The sequence below is a fragment of the Listeria goaensis genome (genome assembly GCF_900186125.1).
Taxonomy (GTDB): Bacteria; Bacillota; Bacilli; order Lactobacillales; family Listeriaceae; genus Listeria; species Listeria goaensis.
In genome coordinates this window covers 23,726-40,647 of the sequence record NZ_FYBQ01000010.1, presented here as the reverse complement: position 1 = coordinate 40,647, position 16,922 = coordinate 23,726, and the positions used below count along the sequence as shown (strand labels likewise).

Annotated in this window: 14 protein-coding genes and 1 riboswitch; of the genes, 3 read left to right on the top strand and 11 right to left on the bottom strand. The window is 43.0% G+C overall.

Going from position 1 to position 16,922, the window contains the following annotated elements; all coding sequences use genetic code 11:
• Positions 1-21: 21 nt before the first annotated feature.
• From essC to CFT42_RS11180, 6 genes are all read right to left on the bottom strand, one after another.
• On the bottom strand, positions 22-4,530 hold the full coding sequence (gene essC, locus CFT42_RS11205; RefSeq protein ID WP_088816157.1) for a type VII secretion protein EssC: 4,509 nt from the start codon (positions 4,528-4,530) through the stop codon (positions 22-24).
• Complete coding sequence (gene essB / locus CFT42_RS11200) at positions 4,520-5,704, bottom strand: type VII secretion protein EssB (protein WP_088810660.1); 1,185 nt, start codon at positions 5,702-5,704, stop codon at positions 4,520-4,522. The genes essC and essB overlap by 11 nt, the downstream gene beginning before the upstream one ends.
• A gap of 17 nt (positions 5,705-5,721) precedes the next feature.
• A complete protein-coding gene (locus tag CFT42_RS11195; protein ID WP_088810659.1) occupies positions 5,722-5,973 on the bottom strand; it encodes an EsaB/YukD family protein in 252 nt (83 codons plus the stop codon).
• Between the two features lie 11 nt (positions 5,974-5,984).
• Positions 5,985-6,479, bottom strand: coding sequence for a type VII secretion protein EssA (gene essA, locus CFT42_RS11190; RefSeq protein ID WP_088816156.1), 495 nt, complete (start codon positions 6,477-6,479; stop codon positions 5,985-5,987).
• Complete coding sequence (esaA, locus tag CFT42_RS11185; protein ID WP_088816155.1) at positions 6,466-9,678, bottom strand: type VII secretion protein EsaA; 3,213 nt, start codon at positions 9,676-9,678, stop codon at positions 6,466-6,468. The genes essA and esaA overlap by 14 nt, the downstream gene beginning before the upstream one ends.
• 170 nt (positions 9,679-9,848) lie before the next feature.
• Positions 9,849-10,145, bottom strand: coding sequence for a WXG100 family type VII secretion target (locus CFT42_RS11180; RefSeq protein ID WP_088810656.1), 297 nt, complete (start codon positions 10,143-10,145; stop codon positions 9,849-9,851).
• A 241-nt stretch (positions 10,146-10,386) separates the two neighbouring features.
• Between CFT42_RS11180 and rpiB the strand changes: the two genes are divergently transcribed.
• Both rpiB and CFT42_RS11170 read left to right on the top strand, forming a co-directional pair.
• Entirely contained in the window at positions 10,387-10,842 is a 456-nt protein-coding gene (gene rpiB / locus CFT42_RS11175; protein ID WP_088810655.1) for a ribose 5-phosphate isomerase B, read from the top strand.
• A 54-nt stretch (positions 10,843-10,896) separates the two neighbouring features.
• Positions 10,897-10,999, top strand: a riboswitch (SAM riboswitch).
• Positions 11,000-11,067: 68 nt separating this feature from the next.
• A complete protein-coding gene (locus CFT42_RS11170) occupies positions 11,068-11,739 on the top strand; it encodes a VOC family protein (RefSeq protein WP_088816196.1) in 672 nt (223 codons plus the stop codon).
• 99 nt (positions 11,740-11,838) lie between these two features.
• On the opposite strand, the gene CFT42_RS11165 is transcribed toward CFT42_RS11170, so the two are convergent.
• Both CFT42_RS11165 and CFT42_RS11160 read right to left on the bottom strand, forming a co-directional pair.
• Complete coding sequence (locus CFT42_RS11165; protein WP_088810654.1) at positions 11,839-12,126, bottom strand: hypothetical protein; 288 nt, start codon at positions 12,124-12,126, stop codon at positions 11,839-11,841.
• Positions 12,127-12,139: 13 nt separating this feature from the next.
• A complete protein-coding gene (locus tag CFT42_RS11160) occupies positions 12,140-12,412 on the bottom strand; it encodes an ArsR/SmtB family transcription factor (protein ID WP_088810653.1) in 273 nt (90 codons plus the stop codon).
• Positions 12,413-12,508: 96 nt separating this feature from the next.
• On the opposite strand from CFT42_RS11160, the gene CFT42_RS11155 reads away from it, so the two are divergent.
• The gene (locus CFT42_RS11155) at positions 12,509-13,138 is read left to right on the top strand and encodes a nitroreductase family protein (RefSeq protein ID WP_088816154.1); all 630 of its coding nucleotides are present in this window, start codon (positions 12,509-12,511) and stop codon (positions 13,136-13,138) included.
• Positions 13,139-13,206: 68 nt separating this feature from the next.
• Here CFT42_RS11155 and CFT42_RS11150 read toward each other — a convergent pair whose 3' ends face one another.
• From CFT42_RS11150 to CFT42_RS11140, 3 genes are read right to left on the bottom strand one after another with little or no spacing between them, the layout of a single operon-like run.
• The gene (locus tag CFT42_RS11150; RefSeq protein WP_088810651.1) at positions 13,207-13,464 is read right to left on the bottom strand and encodes a TfoX/Sxy family DNA transformation protein; all 258 of its coding nucleotides are present in this window, start codon (positions 13,462-13,464) and stop codon (positions 13,207-13,209) included.
• A gap of 3 nt (positions 13,465-13,467) precedes the next feature.
• Positions 13,468-14,160 (bottom strand): response regulator, encoded by a 693-nt coding sequence (locus CFT42_RS11145; protein ID WP_088810650.1) that lies wholly within the window; start codon positions 14,158-14,160, stop codon positions 13,468-13,470.
• A complete protein-coding gene (locus CFT42_RS11140) occupies positions 14,150-16,825 on the bottom strand; it encodes a sensor histidine kinase (RefSeq protein ID WP_088816153.1) in 2,676 nt (891 codons plus the stop codon). The genes CFT42_RS11145 and CFT42_RS11140 overlap by 11 nt, the downstream gene beginning before the upstream one ends.
• Between the last annotated feature and the right edge of the window lie 97 nt (positions 16,826-16,922).

The window sequence follows — 16,922 nt, the reverse complement described above, 5'->3', positions numbered from 1 at the left end:
TCAAATATCTCCTCTCTAAACTCAAATCGGTGCTACTAGCTTGATACGTTCTGCTTGGCCTTGATTAATGTAATAGGCTTCATATGGCGGTAGCATTTGTTCTTTATAAGGTTTGTTCATAACTTCAAGCACATTTTGGTCGCTGATACGGCCGATTAGGATGCCCACTTTTTGTTTTTTGAAGACGCCGGAGATGTCGTCGTAGGCGCGATAAAGTTGACCTGTGATGGCACCTGTAATGAAGTAGATGCCCATTCTGGAGCCATTCTCCACCAGTCTTTGAAGCGGCTTCTGCACATCAAGCGAGGTGTTTTCAGCAAGAAAAGTAGCGTCTGTCACAAGAACAACCACAGAGCTCATCTCTTCGACGAAAACGGAGAGTGGCGTGTTGCCGTTTGAATTTGCTTGTGTTTCCCGCCAAGCGTTTTCACGGTTATCAAGTAGCCCTGTTAGTTGCGTGACAGTTTCTGTGATGCTCGCTTCGTCACCTGCGAATAAATTGACGGTCTGACTGTATGGTTGGAAACGCGAATTGGCATTGTCAAAGAGTGCAATTTCAATTTTCGTATTACGCGTTGCGATTTCAGTAAGCGACAGCATTGTGCGCTCGATGACGTCGTTCATGTCAGAAAGCACAAGCGTATTGCCGTTTTTATTTAGTGCTAGATTAATTGGTAGCACATCTTCGAAATCAACTGCAAATGGAAGTTTGCCATCTGCAAGCATGTCCGTTACAAGCGGCTTCGCCAGGTAGTCGGCAATTGGTAAGACGTCTGGCACCATTGGAATTGGATCTGGTAAAGCACCTTTCCAGGCCTCGCTCATTTGTTTGCTTTCTTTTTGAATATTTTCGATGACAACTAAAGTGTCTTCCCCAGTGACCGGTAGCGCGGTTTGGAATGACGTTGGATTTTCTAGTTTAACAAGCCCACGTCCTGGAAGTTCTTCGACTGTCAAATCTGTTTTTCCAACAATGTTGCGCGGTTCAGTTGGATCAATCATATATAGCGAAATTTGCGTTTTAATATTGGCGAGCACTTGAATTCGGATAGCGTTTAGGCGGACAGCACTAATCGCGAGGTGAATGCCGACACCGGCACCTTCACGGGCTACTTGCGCAATAATTTTTTCAAAGTCGTCTTTAAATGGCGATTCTGAAACCGAATCAAACGCGTCAATGACAAGCAAGATAGTTGGTACTTCTGTTCCACTTGCCTTCTCATACATCGCGATACTGGCAACGCCGTACTCACTTAACTTCTGCTTCCGCTCTTTGAGTTCACGCGTGATGCGCCGAATAAGTTTGTGCATTTTAATTTCTTCGTCAACCATGATAGTGTCTGCCACATGTGGCAAGTCTTTAAGCGGTAAAAGGCCGTTTGTTCCTAAATCGAGTAGGTAAACATGGAGTCGTTCTGGGCTGTGTTCGCGCGCAACTGCCATTGTGAGTGTTTGTAGGAATGTTGATTTCCCGAAACCTGGACTGGAGAACACGGCAACATGACCGTCTTTCGCGAGGTCGATGGAAAGTGGTTCTTGTGCCTGCATTTCCGGAATATCTAGGAAGCCGATTGTCGCTTGTAGTGGTCGTTTTTCGCCTGTCCATGCTACGTCAAAGTCAACCGGATGTAGCTCTGGCAAGAAAATCTCTGCTTCAAGCGGTGGCAACCAAGGTCTTGGTAGTGGTGCAATTTGTTCTGCTTCTGTGTATTCGTGAATGTGGTCAATGACAGCATCGAGTTCGGACGGTAGTTTTGTTAAGTCTTCTTTTTTGTCAAGACCGCTCAAATCTTCCGTTAAAATTTCGTATTGGCCGAGGTCATTAATCGCGTAGACCGTTGTATCCAAGTAGTCCTCGTCTTCCTTGTCGGGCACGTAATCCGCGCCGCTCCATGCACTTTGGAAAAGTTCGTAAATTTCGTTATTACCCACTTGGAGGTAACTACGTCCAGGTAGGGTGATATCGGCCGCATCTGGTGTTTTCAAGATCTCGTTTGAATCGCTCGCATTTTGAACCTTCAGCGCGAGTTTAAATTTCGAGTTTGACCAGATTTGGTCGTCGACAACACCGCTCGGTTTTTGCGTTGCCAAGATTAAGTGAATGCCGAGTGAACGTCCAATACGCGCAGTCGAGACAAGCTCTTTCATGAATTCAGGTTGTTCTGATTTCAATTCCGCAAACTCATCTGAAATGAGGAATAAATGCGGCATTGGCTCACTCGCCTCACCTTTTTTATACAGCTTTTGGTATTGATTGATATGGTTCACATCATGTTCGCCAAATAAGCGTTGTCGCTTTTGTAACTCCGCTTTAATTGAAGCTAGTGCCCGCATGGACTGAGCCCCGTCTAAGTTTGTAATCGTTCCAAGCAAATGTGGCATATTTTTAAATAAGTTCGCCATCCCGCCGCCTTTATAGTCAATGAGTAAGAAAGCAACTTCATACGGATGGAAGTTGACAGCAAGCGAAATGATGTACGACTGAATGATTTCCGATTTACCGGAACCTGTTGTACCGGCCACTAAGCCGTGCGGTCCGTGCGCTTTCTCATGCAAGTTCAAGTTAACAATATCGTCTTTTCCGCGAAGCCCAAGTGGCACCGCCAAACTTTTATATGTTTCATTTTGTTGCCAGCGAGTAGCGATGTTTAACTCTTCAACGCGCGTCACGCCGTACATTTCGAGGAATGTGACGGACTCTGGGATTGAATTCTTTAGATTTTGCAAATGATTCAGGGGTGCGAGCGCACGGGAGATGGATTCCTTGTCAAAATCGTGTGGCAAGTGGTCTGGAACGAAGGCGCGATTTACGAGCTCACCTTTTTCCAAAATAACGTTCCCGCTGTTGTAATCGCGAATATCGACAACCGTTTTCACGTGTTCAGGTAGGCTCTGCATCACATCTTGCACGAATACGAGCGATACGCCAAGTTCGGCTGGATCTTCGTTAAAGAATTCCATCACGGTATGGTCTAAAACTAGTTTTTCGTCAGTAATTAGAACCACGTAATGTGGGGCAAAGTACATTTTTTCGTTCTTATTTGGACGCTCAGTAAGCGCTTGTTTTCGTTCTTTTAAAATTTGGTACAGCGAATTAAGCACTTGATCGCGCGAGCGTTCGTGATACACAAAGCCGCGGACGTTGACATCACGCACATTCGCATGTGGCAGCCAGCGCATCCAGTCCCATTCGCTCTTTTCTTCTTCTGGGAAAATCGTGACAAATTGCAAATCGAAGTAGCTGTGGAAAAGTGCTGTTTGCATCACGAGCATTTGCAATTGCTCCAGCACAAGACGACGCGGGCCAATGTAGCCGACTGGGCCATTCATTAGGTCGGTTGCAATCGGAATATTTTTCACTTCATAGTACTGCGCCTTCAAGTTTGTGGCAGCTTCTAGCAGCTCATCTTTTTCTTGCGTGAATTCCTCTTCTTTGTAATCCACCGAAAAACTAATCGGCTCCGTTCCCGTCCCCACACGAAATGTCAGGAAATCATGGTGAAGCATCGTTTTCTCATAAATCCGTGAATCCACACTAACCGCCATGTCGCGGATTTCCTCAATGCTCGGATAATGATACAGCAGCGCGTGACGTTGTTCTTCGCTCGCACTGTGAAGTTCTTTCGTTTTTCTCTTTAGGTATAAATCGTAGCTTTCCTCGCGTTCCTTCGTTCCGACCTTATATTCCTTACGATTTTTGACATAGGCTACTGTAGACATGATAACCGTCATACCAGTCATCGCAAGCGTCATGAAAATGTAAATCCCTCTAGGTTGGAAAATCGAAATTAAAACGGTGATGGCAATCATCACGAGCGGCGGCAAAATGATTTTCAAAAGGCCGTCAGTTGGTTTTGCTGGTTTGTTTGCTGGTTTCGCCAGTGTAAATTTATCTTCCGGCGCACGGTAAATAATGCGCGGCGACCGGTGGTAATCTGGATAGTCCACACTGTACGCATTGTCAGCAGCAACTAAGGAGCCCAATTTTGCCTGCACCCGATTATCGCGCCCTAAAACCGTAATGTCATCTTGACCAACTGTAATCGTCACACCGTCAACATAAAGCTGGTCACCAACTTGAAGCGACACTTTCCCAGTTACGCGTTCCAAATTGTGGTACACTTCACCCGCAGAAACTTGGACAGAAAACGCCTCTTCTGTGCTGTCACGCAGGAAAACAAAATCGGCTTTTGTGCCTGCAATGGCAACATCTTGGAAGTCTCCCGCGCCAAATGTCACAACAAATAAGCCTGCCACATCATAGGACCGCGGCACCATGTTTTCCGTCACGTAAAGTGACAGCTTTTCTTCTTCTTCCGTGTGGAAATCTTGCTTTTCATCCAAAGCAAGCGCCGTACTTCCAGCGAACCAAGTTTCATTTTCGAATTTGATATCTAAATTTTCCACGAGTCCCGGGTAAAAAATGTTCGCATCCTTCGAACTCCCGATTTGAATCACTTTGTCGCGATTTAAATGCTGTTTATGAATTTCTCTCCCGTTGCTAACAATAAGTAAAGTTTTATCCTTCATCTGTCTGTTCTCCCTTATCTGAGCCTTCTAGTTTTTCCATGTATTTCTTCAGTTCCGCTTCAATTTCCGCTTGTTTCTTCACTGATTCATCCCCAGAAAGCGTCTTATCCGCGCGAACTTCTTCCAATTGTTTCGTAAGCGCATAAGTAATCAGCACATCGTCCTGTAATCGTTGTCCCGCATCAAGCGACTCATCAAAGTCCCCGCGCCCGTTATAAATCCAATATAATAGTGCCTGCTCGTCAGACTTCAAACTTAAATTCTTCATGATATTTTCTTTTTTCTTATCGTCCAATTTTTCACCTTGCAAGTACGAATACGACAAAATGTATTTAGAGGCTTGTGGCAATTTCTCTGGATCTTCATTTTCCAAATCCGCAATCACCTTCGAATAGTCCGTTTTCAAGAAATCTTCATTCGCCGTAAGCAACTCGTTCTGATAGGGCACTTTCATAAACGCCAAGTAAATGAGCGGCGCAGCAAGCAACACAGCCGCAATAATAAACCCAACCGCAAGACCTTTATACGTTCTAAACGTCTTTTTAGGGACGAGCGCCATCTTCTTGCCAGAACTTTCCTTCTCCTTCTGAAACGCCTCATCTAAAATGCCCACTAATTCCGCGGTCGTTTTTGCATCTACAATCGCCTTCAAAAAGGCCGTTCCGCGTGCATTTTGAACAGATCCCGCATATAAATTGTCAAAGTCATATTTTTTCTGGAACATCGCCACAATAAGCGATTGATACTGTTTGAAAAATGTTTCGCGCGTTAAATCGTAAGGCTCCAAAATCCCTTTTAATCCCCGATGAACGATTTTGGGCATTAAGTTTTCGTCAAAAATAATATTGCTCGGGTGAAGGAAAAAAGTGAAGCGCGTGCCAATTAGCGCCTCAAGTTCCGCCACGTTTCGCAGCGCGCGCAAGCTATCTTTTCGTTCAAAATTTTTCAGCTCGTCAAAACTGTACGTTTCCTTTGCAATCGTATAATTAAATGTATATGTATCATTCGCATGTTCCATCTCTACTGGAACAAAATACGAGGAAGGCTTTGCCAAAATTTCCAGCTCTGCATCGTCTTTAATGCGCGTCCGCGACTCAGTAAAGCTAACAGACCACACTGTATCCTCATAGTTGTATTCGTAAGAAACTCCGCCAATCTCAATCTTGTTTTTCATTATCTCTACTCCCTCATTTATAAAATTTCTAAAATGTCCCCGTCAGTAATTGGGTAATCTGTCAATTTGTCATCGTCACTTAATAAAATGCCTTTATTCGTTGCCTTTAGTGAATATTTCGTATCATTCGCACCCTCAAATTTAAGCGTCTCCGCCAAATTTAAAATCAGCGCTTTAATCGGCTGATGAATGGGGATGCGCAAATCCTTTTGCGTGGCACCCCACTTTGTGAAATCAACTGTAACGTTTAGATGTGTTTGTTTCGCCAATGTTCTTCCTCCTATTCCATCACGTGCCGGCTAGCAAAATAAATGCCGCCCGCAAGCGCTAAAACGATTCCGCCAATAATGGCAATCATCGAGTTTGAAGTTTTATCTTCTTTCGTGTCTTCCACTACTTCCTCATCAGCCTTTAAAGCATAGTTTCCCTCAAAAAGTTTCTTTTGCGTGTCTTTTGCTGTTTGATTTGTCACTTCTTTACCTGTAAATAAACTATCTTGTAACTCTTTATATTTCTCTTTTTGCTCCTTTTCTTGCTGCTCTATTTTCTTATCCAGCTCATCTGTGAAAAGTGGTAAGCCGAGTTCATCAAGCATTGTTTTTTCTTGCTCGGTTGTTTGCGTTTTTTCTTCCTCGGATTTTTGAAGACGGTCCGCTTTCATTTCCATTTTGCCGTCATTTTCCAAATAACCATTCTCCGCAAAAACCGTTGCGCCACTAACAGACACAAACATTAATAGCAAAAGAGAAAAAATGACGCTTTTACATATCTTCATGAGCAACTTCCTCACTTTCCGGAGTTGTTTTTCGAACAACAAATAAGTTGAGTACAACAAAAACTGCCGCTGCGCCAATAAAAATGTACATTAGAACTAAAAAGTTGTTTTCTCCGTTCAAAATACGATTTAACAGCAATTCTATATACTGGAGCGGCGAATACTTTTGTAGCGTCCCAAAAAGAGAAGTACGGTCAACATTTAGCCCCACTGCATCTGTTAGGAAAAGGTAGGTGCCGACTAGGAATAAAATGATAAACATGCCGAGCATTTGCAGTTGGCGCAGTAAATAGGTGAATCCCATAACCAACACGAGCATCAAAATGATACAAATCCCGATCCAAAGGAACAGCCCAATTTGCTGAGCATCAAAAATATTTCCAGAAATCACGCCAATAATAAGACCTTCTACGATGGCCACACAAGCCGTCAGGAACGTAACTGGTAAGTTTTTCGATGCAATCGAAAGTTCCTCGCTAAACGCATCACGCTGCATTCGTTTTTTCTCCTGACTAGAAATCACATAACTTGTGAAAAGCGCGATGAGCGTCATGATAAGCACCATATAATACGGCGTCGCCTTATCGCCAGCCGCAATTGTTTTACCATTTACTTTTTCAACTGGACTACTCAAGAAATTATATAAGCTTTCATTTTGCCGATCTCCCACACGACTATTCGACATTACATCCGAAAAATTATCAGAAAATGTTTCATCAGCCGTGAGCTTCTTCGCCAAGTCTTTCGATAATGTGCCCGCATCTGAAATTAAATCTTCACCGCTTGACTTAATATTTTTTGCTTCTTGATCAAGTGAGTCAAACGTTTTATACACGCCGTCTGCTGACTCCAAATTACTGCTAGTTGCCTCTGCCAAACTCTGGCTTCGCGTAAGAAGACCACTAAAGTCACCATTTATCGACGTAATTGCAGAGTTAGCATCTGAACCATTCGACATAATGACTTGATTTTCTTCTAACAGTGCCTGACTCGTCTCTTGCCAAGTCGCCATTTCTTCTAACATTTTGGTTAAATTTTCATTTTGAGATGCCGCTTCTGAACTTGTATGCACTAATCGTTCTGCCACATCTTTTGAACGCGTTTCAACTTCGGCCATCGTTTCTTTGTACGCAGCAATTTGCGCTTCAAAACTCGCTAAACTTTCTTTATAAGCCTTTGTAACATTCCCAGATGCCATTGCGGCAATACTGTCCAGCAAATTATCGCGATTAAAAATCGCATAGTAAGAATCATCCGTAGCTTGTTCAGCTAGTGACTTCCCATCTAAATTAAAACCCACATCCAGCGGGTCTAAACCATAATAAACTTGGAATAAAGTCGCTGTATGGTCATAAGACTGTGAAATCTTTTGGAATTCTTTAAACATCTTTGTAACATCTTCAGTTAAATCTTCTTCTGTGTAATAAGAACTCTGTTCGTTCATTTTAATCGGTGTAACCTTTTGAATGAATGTTTTATTTAGCGTGAGTCCACTATCAGTAACAGCAACATTTTGATCTGTGTACTGGATCGCCATCATGCTCACATCAAATGTCCCAAACATTCGGAATCCCTCTGGTACAGGCGTTTTTAGAAATGCTGTAAAAGTGACTTCATAATCTCCAGCCTCATCCTCTTGAGAAAAAGTAAGCGTCGTTTCATCGTCTTTTAAGTCAAGTTTTTTTCTATAAGAAACTTCTTGTCTTACCCCATCAACAATCTTAAATACCTGTATATTATCTAAACGAAAAGTGTCTTCATGATTGATTTTAATTTCTGTATTTTTTGTCGTCGCTGGTAACGAGAAAGTTTGCGAACTAACCGGCATACCTTCCGTCGCTAGCCTTTGCTGAATCGCTCTATATGTATCTTCCACTGGTTTAGTAATCGTTAAATCAGTGACTGTCTGATTCAACTCCGTGTCCGAAAAGTCATCAGCATTTTCCGACATAAATTTCGCCGCTAATGCTTTTATATTATTGTACTCATCCGTATCAATCCCAAGAATCGCAGCATCTTCTGGAGTGAAATATTGCAACCCCTTAATTTCTTCTTCTAACTTACTCTTAAAGCGATTATTAATGTCATTACGTAGCTCTTGAATGGTATAGTTTTTGCTTTCGCCACCTGCTGAGCCAGATAAAATTTGCGCAAGCTCCTTCTGTATATCTTCTTGAATATCCGCTTGAATCGTCGTGTTAAGCTGATTATCCAAATCAGTAATCCGACTGTTGACATCTTGTATATAGTTTTGCAGAGCTTGCGTTTGTGACATTAACGAATTAGAATCTTGCATGGTTTGAAGTTCCGCATATAAAACGGCATTTGCTTGTTCTAGCGCTGCAAGTTGCCCTTGCACAGAATCCGCCGAAATACTAGCAGAATATTTTTGCAAGTTATCCGTAAAAGTTGTTCCAAACGGTGCATTTTTTTCCTGCATCGCAACCAAACTATTCAAAGACTCTTGGTATGCCGCATTTTCTTTACTTGCGTCTGCAAGAGAAGATTCCTGATTTTTTAATAATTCTTCAAAACCAGAAAAACTTTCCTTCGAAGAACCAGTATAACTTTGAACCGTTCCAAACTGATCTGTATAGTTGGAAAGCGGGTCTTTCACCGCGCTATCGTAGCGCGAAGTATGTTTCTTTTCTTTCGCAACGAGCGTACTAATATTATCTTGCGCTTCTTGTAAGTTTGTCAGTATACTAGCAAAATAAACGTCGATAACCCGCTGATTAATATCCGCCACCAAATTGGATGCCGTCTTTTCTGCCTCTACTTTTAAATCATTATTACCCACATCATTAATTTTGTAATTTACTTGAATTTTTTCTGGCGACGTAGAAGTAAGCGATAAAGCTTTTTCAGAAAAATTATCCGGAATGATAATCATTAAATTGTACACATCTCGTTTTAAGCCGCTTTCTGCCACGCCCCGACTTACCGTCGCCCAGTCATGTGTTGTATCTTTTAAAACACTCGTTTGAATATCATCTCCGAATGTATATTTCTTACCCGAAAGCATCGCGCCTTGGTCCTCATTAACGAAGGCAATACTCATTTTATGTGTGTCTTTTTTATCCGGAGTAGTCTTTTCTTTACTTAAATTTTGACTAAGCCCCAGATAGGAAATTCCTGCCGTAAGCAAAACAGCCAAAACTAAAAATAGTAAAATGTTCCATTTTACTTTCCGCTTCATAATGTTTAATTCACTCCCGCTGTTATTTTTATATCTATAATGTCGTTCATTGTATTCAATTTAATGTCAGATTGTATATTTTCCAGAAAAAGCTGTGTAACAAATGCTACACAGCTTTTCTTACGTAGCAGAATATGTACTACTAAGCTACACAAATAGAAATTTGGAAATCAATTGAATCCAAAGTTTTGAGACAATTGTTGGTCTTGTTCTTCGACAGCTTGTGCTGTACGTTGTAATTGGTTTTCAATTTGGTCCATTAAGTTTGCAAATTCTGTTACTTTTGGACGCAATTGGTTGAATTGGTCATCAAAGCGTTGGAATGCTTGACCTTCCCATTCACTACGTAAAGTTTCTTGAAGCCCAGATAAACGTTGTAACAATTGTTCGATTTCGCGACCACTTTGGCCATATGTTTTAGCACGATCACGAAGTTCTGCAGGGGTCATTCTAATTTGTCCTGACATATTTCTTCATCTCCTCTTATGTTTTTATGGATATAAACCCACTGTATAATTATACCATATATACTCATCGTATTTGTGACAATAAATTGAACATTTCATACTTTATTTAATTCGAATTGAAACCTTTTATCAATTGTTATCCAGACTGGCTTATGACGACTTTTCTACTTTTAAAACTTCCATTTTATAAATTATTTTTTACGTGTATAATGTAGATAAATAACCTTTAGGAGGAATCTAAATGAACATCTCAAAAGTGGCCATCGCTTCCGATCATGGCGGTATAGCACTTCGAAAGAATATCATTGCCTTTTTAAAAGAACAGAAAATCGATTTTGAAGAATTTGGCCCAGAAACTAAAGAATCTGTAGACTACCCAAATTTGGCATTCACTGTTTCTGAAAAAGTCGCTACCGGAGCAGTCGAACGCGGCATTTTAGTTTGCGGGACTGGCGTCGGTATGAGCATTGCCGCAAATAAAGTACACGGCATTCGCTGTGCGCTCGTTTCGGATACTTTTACGGCGCATGCTACACGAGAACATAATGATTCCAACGTCCTTGCACTAGGTGCCCGTGTTATCGGCCCGGGACTTGCACTCGATATCGTGAAACTTTGGCTTGAAACGGACTATGAAGGCGGGCGCCACGCAAATCGCCTTAGTCAAATTGAACAATTCGAAAACACTCAAAGTTGATTTTTCCCCAAAAAGATGGTTTAATGTTTATAAATCAAATGAAAATACTCGGAATTCTTATCAAGAGAGATGGAGGGACTTGGCCCGTTGAAATCTCAGCAACAGACCTACGGGCACTGTGCTAAATCCAGCAGGCGCAAAGCTTGGCAGATGAGAAGAGTTTGTTTTAGGCGCTCTTCTTTTTCTGAAAGGAGAGTTTTTCTTTTGTCGAAAGGAGCAAATAAAATGAATTCATTATCCGTTAGTCATGCCGTCCACTTCGTCCACGATTTAGAAGCGGTCCGCACTCAGTTGCATCATTTTGGGTTAAAACTGTATACGAACAACGAGCGTAGCCTACCCGGCACCCAGTCTGCCTTAACCGAATTTAGTTTTCCACATATCAAATTTCTAAGTATTACCGAAAAAACAGCCGCATCTAAAAGTTTCCTTGGAAAAGAGGCGCTCACCTTTTTGCCGGTCAAACAAATTTTAGGGCACCTTGTCCTCGAAACCGATGATTTAAACGGCCTACGCAAACGCCTTTTTGAAAAAGGACACGAATTGACACTCATTTCAACGGCCGATGAAGCTGAACCGCTTTATGCCATTCCAGGCTCATTAAATGGCTTAGCATATCCACTTATTCAGAAAAAAAAGACGGTGACGACGCCGAAAATTCACCACACACTTAAAGAAATCCACATTCGTGTGGATAACCCCAAATACGTGTTGAAATACTGGGCAGAACTTTTTAATCTACAGGTTATCCACAATTCGTTGTTTTTTGATGATATTGCTGTGAATTTTACAAAAGGGTCAGCTAATCGCTTACATGCGCTTGTGTTTGACGCTACATCAAACGTTATCAGCCAAACAGAATTTCGAATTGGCGAAGGATTTTATCGCTTCCGTTAGCATACTTATGCACATAGTTATCCACATTATCCACAAACGCTTATCCAATTGGCTGATGTAACATATTTTATACTTGTGGATAAAAACACCCGTCACTTTTCAGCTTGTGGAAAAGTGACGGGTGTTTAATTTTTTGGTTAATTCGTCGTAGTCGATTTCTGGATTGCCATCTTGATACTCTGCGCGCAACCACTCATAGGCTTGCAATTGTTTGGCGCGTAATTGTTGGCAAGTCGCTGCTTCAAATAGTAAACTTTGAGCTTCTAAAATGGCAGCTTGATCTTGGTAGACGCCGGCGCTTAAAATGACACGGTCTAACACGGCGATAATCCGCGCATCATGACAGCCTAGCGCGTACGCTTCTTCTAAATCGGCTAAATAATTCAATTGTCGGCCTCCTCTACTTTAAAACATCAAAAAACGATTGCGCACCATCAATTAGTTCCGCGTTGACTGAATAAATATGCGTCGTTCCTTCCTTTCGTAGTTGAATTAAATCGGCATCTTTTAAGATTTTAATGTGGTGCGATAAGGTGGATTTGGCGATATGATATTCGCTGCAATTTACGGAGCGCTCACCGTTTTTTAACAGGCAACGAAATATTTTCAAGCGAATCGGGTCAGCGAGTGCTTGCAAAATCATTAATAAATTTTCCTCAGATAAAGTTTTCATAAAACCATCTTATCACAGGACGATTTATTTGCCGATAAAAACATTCTGTGCTAAAGTACAATAGTTCGATAAAATTAGAACTTTGGAGGCATACAGATGTACAAAAATAATGATTTTCAAGACTTAATGAAGAATCGCCGCTCGATTCGCGCTTACGATGAAAATGTGAAAATTTCGCACGAAGAAATGCTCGAAATGATAAATGAGGCGACAACTGCACCTAGCTCGGTTAACATGCAGCCTTGGCGCTTTGTCGTGGCAGATACGGCCGAAGCAAAAGCAAAACTTCGCCCGCTAGTGCGCTTTAACACGACGCAAAACGACACGTCTTCTGCGATGATTATTCTTTTTGGGGATAAAAATGCTTTCGAAAATGGCGAAAAAATTTACGGTACGGCGGTTGCAAAAGGTTTGATGCCGCAAGAAGTGAAAGACAAGCAACTTCCTGCTTTAAGCGCAATGTTTGCAAGCGCTCCTGAAAGCGAACTAGAACGCACCAGCCTAATTGACGGCGGCCTCGTTGCGATGCAATTCATGCTCGTTGCCCGCGCTTACGGCTACGACACGAATCCAATCGGCGGCTTTGAACGCGATGAAGTGGCTGAAGCCTTTGATATGGACACAAAACGCTACACACCCATTATGATTCTTTCAATTGGGAAAGCAAAAGATGCAGGTTATCCTTCTTATCGTTTGGATGCCACAGAAATTACGAGTTTTAAATAAGGCTAATTAAAAAGCAGAATTTCATGTCTAACCATTTTTTGAATGGCGGATTCATGAAATTCTGCTTTTTAGTGTTCATTCGCTTTATAAAACGCCCTTAATTCAGCTTTTCGAGTTGAGCTGATTTCTTTTTTAGGGATATCCGAAATGGCGCCTTCTAGCGCGTATAAGAAATGTAGGCAGGCACCCTCATCAACAAGGTGTTTCGTTTTTAAATACGCGGTTTCCGTACCGACTGAAATAAGTTGTTCAGCGGTCATAATTCCGGCTTCGTTTAATTTTTCTTCGTTGATTTTACCTAAATTTTGCATGTCTGAAATTTTCATTTTTCACTCCTCCACCATTCGGTAGCCGACGCCGACTTCTGTTAGAATGTAGCGCGGTTCTGCTGGATTTTGTTCGATTTTGCGGCGGATATTGCTTAAATTAACCCGTAAAGTTTGGTTTTCATTGGCGTACGGGCCCCAGATTTCGCGGATTAGAAAGTCGTGCGTTAAAACTTTTCCGGCGTGCTGGGCGAGCATTTGGAGGATTTTATATTCAATTGGAGTGAGGTGAACGACTTCGCCAGATACGGTGACGAGGCGTTTGTCGGCATCAATTTGGAGGTCGCCGATTTGAATGGTGCCGGAAGTCGCACGAGGCGTTTTGCGCGCACTGTGCCTTAGGGCTGTTCGGATTCGGGCTAGCAGTTCGGACGTGCCGAATGGCTTTGTGATATAGTCGTCCGCACCAAGGTCGAGGGCTTCGACTTTTTCGCGCTCATGAAGTCGTGCCGACACAACAATTACGGGTAAGTCAGACCAGGAACGAATGGTTTTAAGCAAAGTGAGCCCGTCCGTATCTGGCAGTCCTAAATCAAGCAAAATTAAATCGGGGGCGTGCGAAGCCGCCATGCTTAGACCTTCTTTACCTGTGCGCGCTTCAAGTGTTTTATAGTCGCTAGCACTTAATATAGCGTTCATAAAATGGCTGATACCCGGTTCATCTTCAATAATTAAAATGAGCTTGTCATTTTGCATGCGAATTCCCTCCTAATGGCAACGTAAAGCGGAATAATGCCCCTCCGCCAGGATTTTCTGCCACTTCCATTTTACCACCGTGCGCCCGAATAATCGACATGCAGATAGAAAGCCCGATGCCAAGACCGCGCGTCATATCCACACGGTCGCGTTCCTCCACGCCAAAATTATTGAACAGCTGGCTAAAACGCTCTTTCGAAATGCCGATGCCGTCATCTTTCACCGTGAACACGACCTCATCAGAAGCCAAAATCACGTTCACCCAAACCTCAGCATCCGCGCCGCCGTGTCTAAGCGCGTTTTCCATTAAGTTTATTAAAACTTGTTCGATTAAAGTACCGTCCATGGGAATGAGAACGACTTCGTCTGGGACTCGAACGGTGATTTTTCGGTTTGAAAATCGGCTACGAATTCGTCTTACCGCTGCGCTTACTACTTCTTCAGGCGCTTCCAAGTCGGCGTTTACCGTGAGCATTCCTTCGTTTATCCGTGTGACAGAAAGTAAATTTTCAACCATTCGAATGAGCCATTCAGAATCCTCTTTAATATCCAAGACGAGCTTCGTGCGCGTTTCTTCGTCCAATTTATTTTCAAGTAGCGCCGAGCTAGCGCCTAGAATGCCGGTGAGCGGCGTGCGCAAATCATGCGAGATGGCGCGCAGCAAATTACTGCGCATTTGTTCTTTTTCGGCTTCAATTAGGATTTCGCGTTGTTCGTCTGAGAGCTTCTGCCGTTCAAGCGAAGTGGCTACCTGCGAGCTGACCATTCGCAAGAACAATCGATTATCCTGTGTGAGCGCTTCTTTTTTAGGGTCGCAAAAAATACCAATGACACCTAAAATTTTCCCACCAGAAATAACGGGTAAATAAAAGCCTGCAGCCCCAGAAAGCGTGTCCGTAGCCTGTCCAGCCTCTTTGCCACTTTTAAACACCCAGTGAACGACTGCTCGCTCATCTTCTGAGAGCATTGCGATTGCCCCAGCTTCCTCTTCTTCTTGTAAAAAGGTCCCCGCTCCGTGTTCCTTCGGGTCTTCCGCGTACACGATGACCGAGCGACCGAGCAGGCGGACAAGATAGGTTGTGACTAGCTCTAAAATGCCGTCTAGTTGGCGGGTGACAAGCAGTTTCCGATTGAGCTCGTATAAAATTTCCGTACGGCGCTCCCTGACAACGGCTTGCTTGGCAATTTTTTTCACTCGAACCGTGAGCGCACTTGTGATTAAGGCGACAAGTAGCATGATGCCATATGTGACTGGATAGCCGGCTTGAACGGTATTGAAGGTGTATAGCGGCGTCATGAAGAAGAAATTAAACATAAGTACGGCAAGAAGCGACCCGATAATTCCGTATAAATAGCCTGACGTCATTCGGGAAATGACGAGCACGGATAAAATGAACACCATAATGATATTTTGATCGCCAATGCCAAGCTCGGATAGACCAGCCGAAATTAAGGTGGCTAAAATGAGGGCTGCGAACATTTTGGCGGTGTCGTGCCACGTAAGTATATTTTTAAATGTCCACGCATGCGGTTTTGCTTTTTCTTTGCGGCCGCTTGGAATGATGTGGATTTCAATTGCTTGCAGGGAGTCAATTAGTTCGTCTTCCAAATCGGTCCCCAATTTTCCCAAAAGAAAAGATTTGCGTTTGGATTTTCCGAGAACGATATTCGTCACACCCGACAGCTTGGCGTATTCGGCGATTGTTTCGCCCAAATTGTGACCGTTTATCGTGACCGTATCCGCGCCTAATTTTTCCGCGAGCGCGATGTTCTCTTGCAGCGTCTTCTTCTCAGCGAACGGCAAGCTTTCCGTATCCCCGTCGTCCACATAAAGCACCGTCCAAGTCGCGTGAAAAGCCTCTGCCGCACGCGCCGTCCAGCGAATCAATTTTTGCGATGACTTTGAGGCGCTAATGCAGACGAGCATCTTCATACTCGCGCGCTTCTCCGCATAGGAAATCGTCTGTTCATTCTCAAAACTAATGCGGTCAGCCACTTTCCGCATCGCAATTTCCCGAAGCAACTTCAAATTCTCTTTTGTGAAAAACTTGTGCATCGCAAGCGCGGCGCGTTCCGCTTCATAAATTTTCCCTTCGCTAAACCGCTTCAACAGCTCGTCTGGTTCAATGTCAATCAATTTGACAAAATCAGCTTGGTCAAAAAATTGATCCGGAACCGTTTCCTTGACTGCAATTTGCGTAATGTTTTCCACAATATCATTTAGGCTTTCAATATGTTGGACGTTGACCGTCGTATACACATCAATGCCGGCGTCAAGCAGTTCCTGCACGTCTTGATAGCGCTTTTTGTTCCGCGAACCGGGTGCGTTTGTATGGGCAAGCTCATCGACCAACACAATATCCGGCTTCCGCAAGAGAACCGCATCAACATCGAGTTCTTCCAAACTCATATTTTTATATGCCATCGATTTTTTCGGAATTGCAGGTACGCCGTCTAAAAGCCGCATCGTTTCTTTGCGATTATGTGGCTCAATATAACCGGCGACAACCGCCACTCCGCGCTCAAGCTCTTCGCGGGCATCATTTAGCATCGCAAACGTTTTGCCTACGCCTGCTGCATAGCCAAAATAAATTTTCAATTTTCCTGAAGAAGCCTCCCGTGCCTCTTGTAGTAACGCATCTGGATTTGGCCGATCATCTTGCATTGCTAGCACCTCCTTTAGACTCAAAATGAGTGAAAAAAGCGTGTATTTTTTATTTGTTTATGTTATAATTTGAATTGAAAAGGGATATGCGTCAACA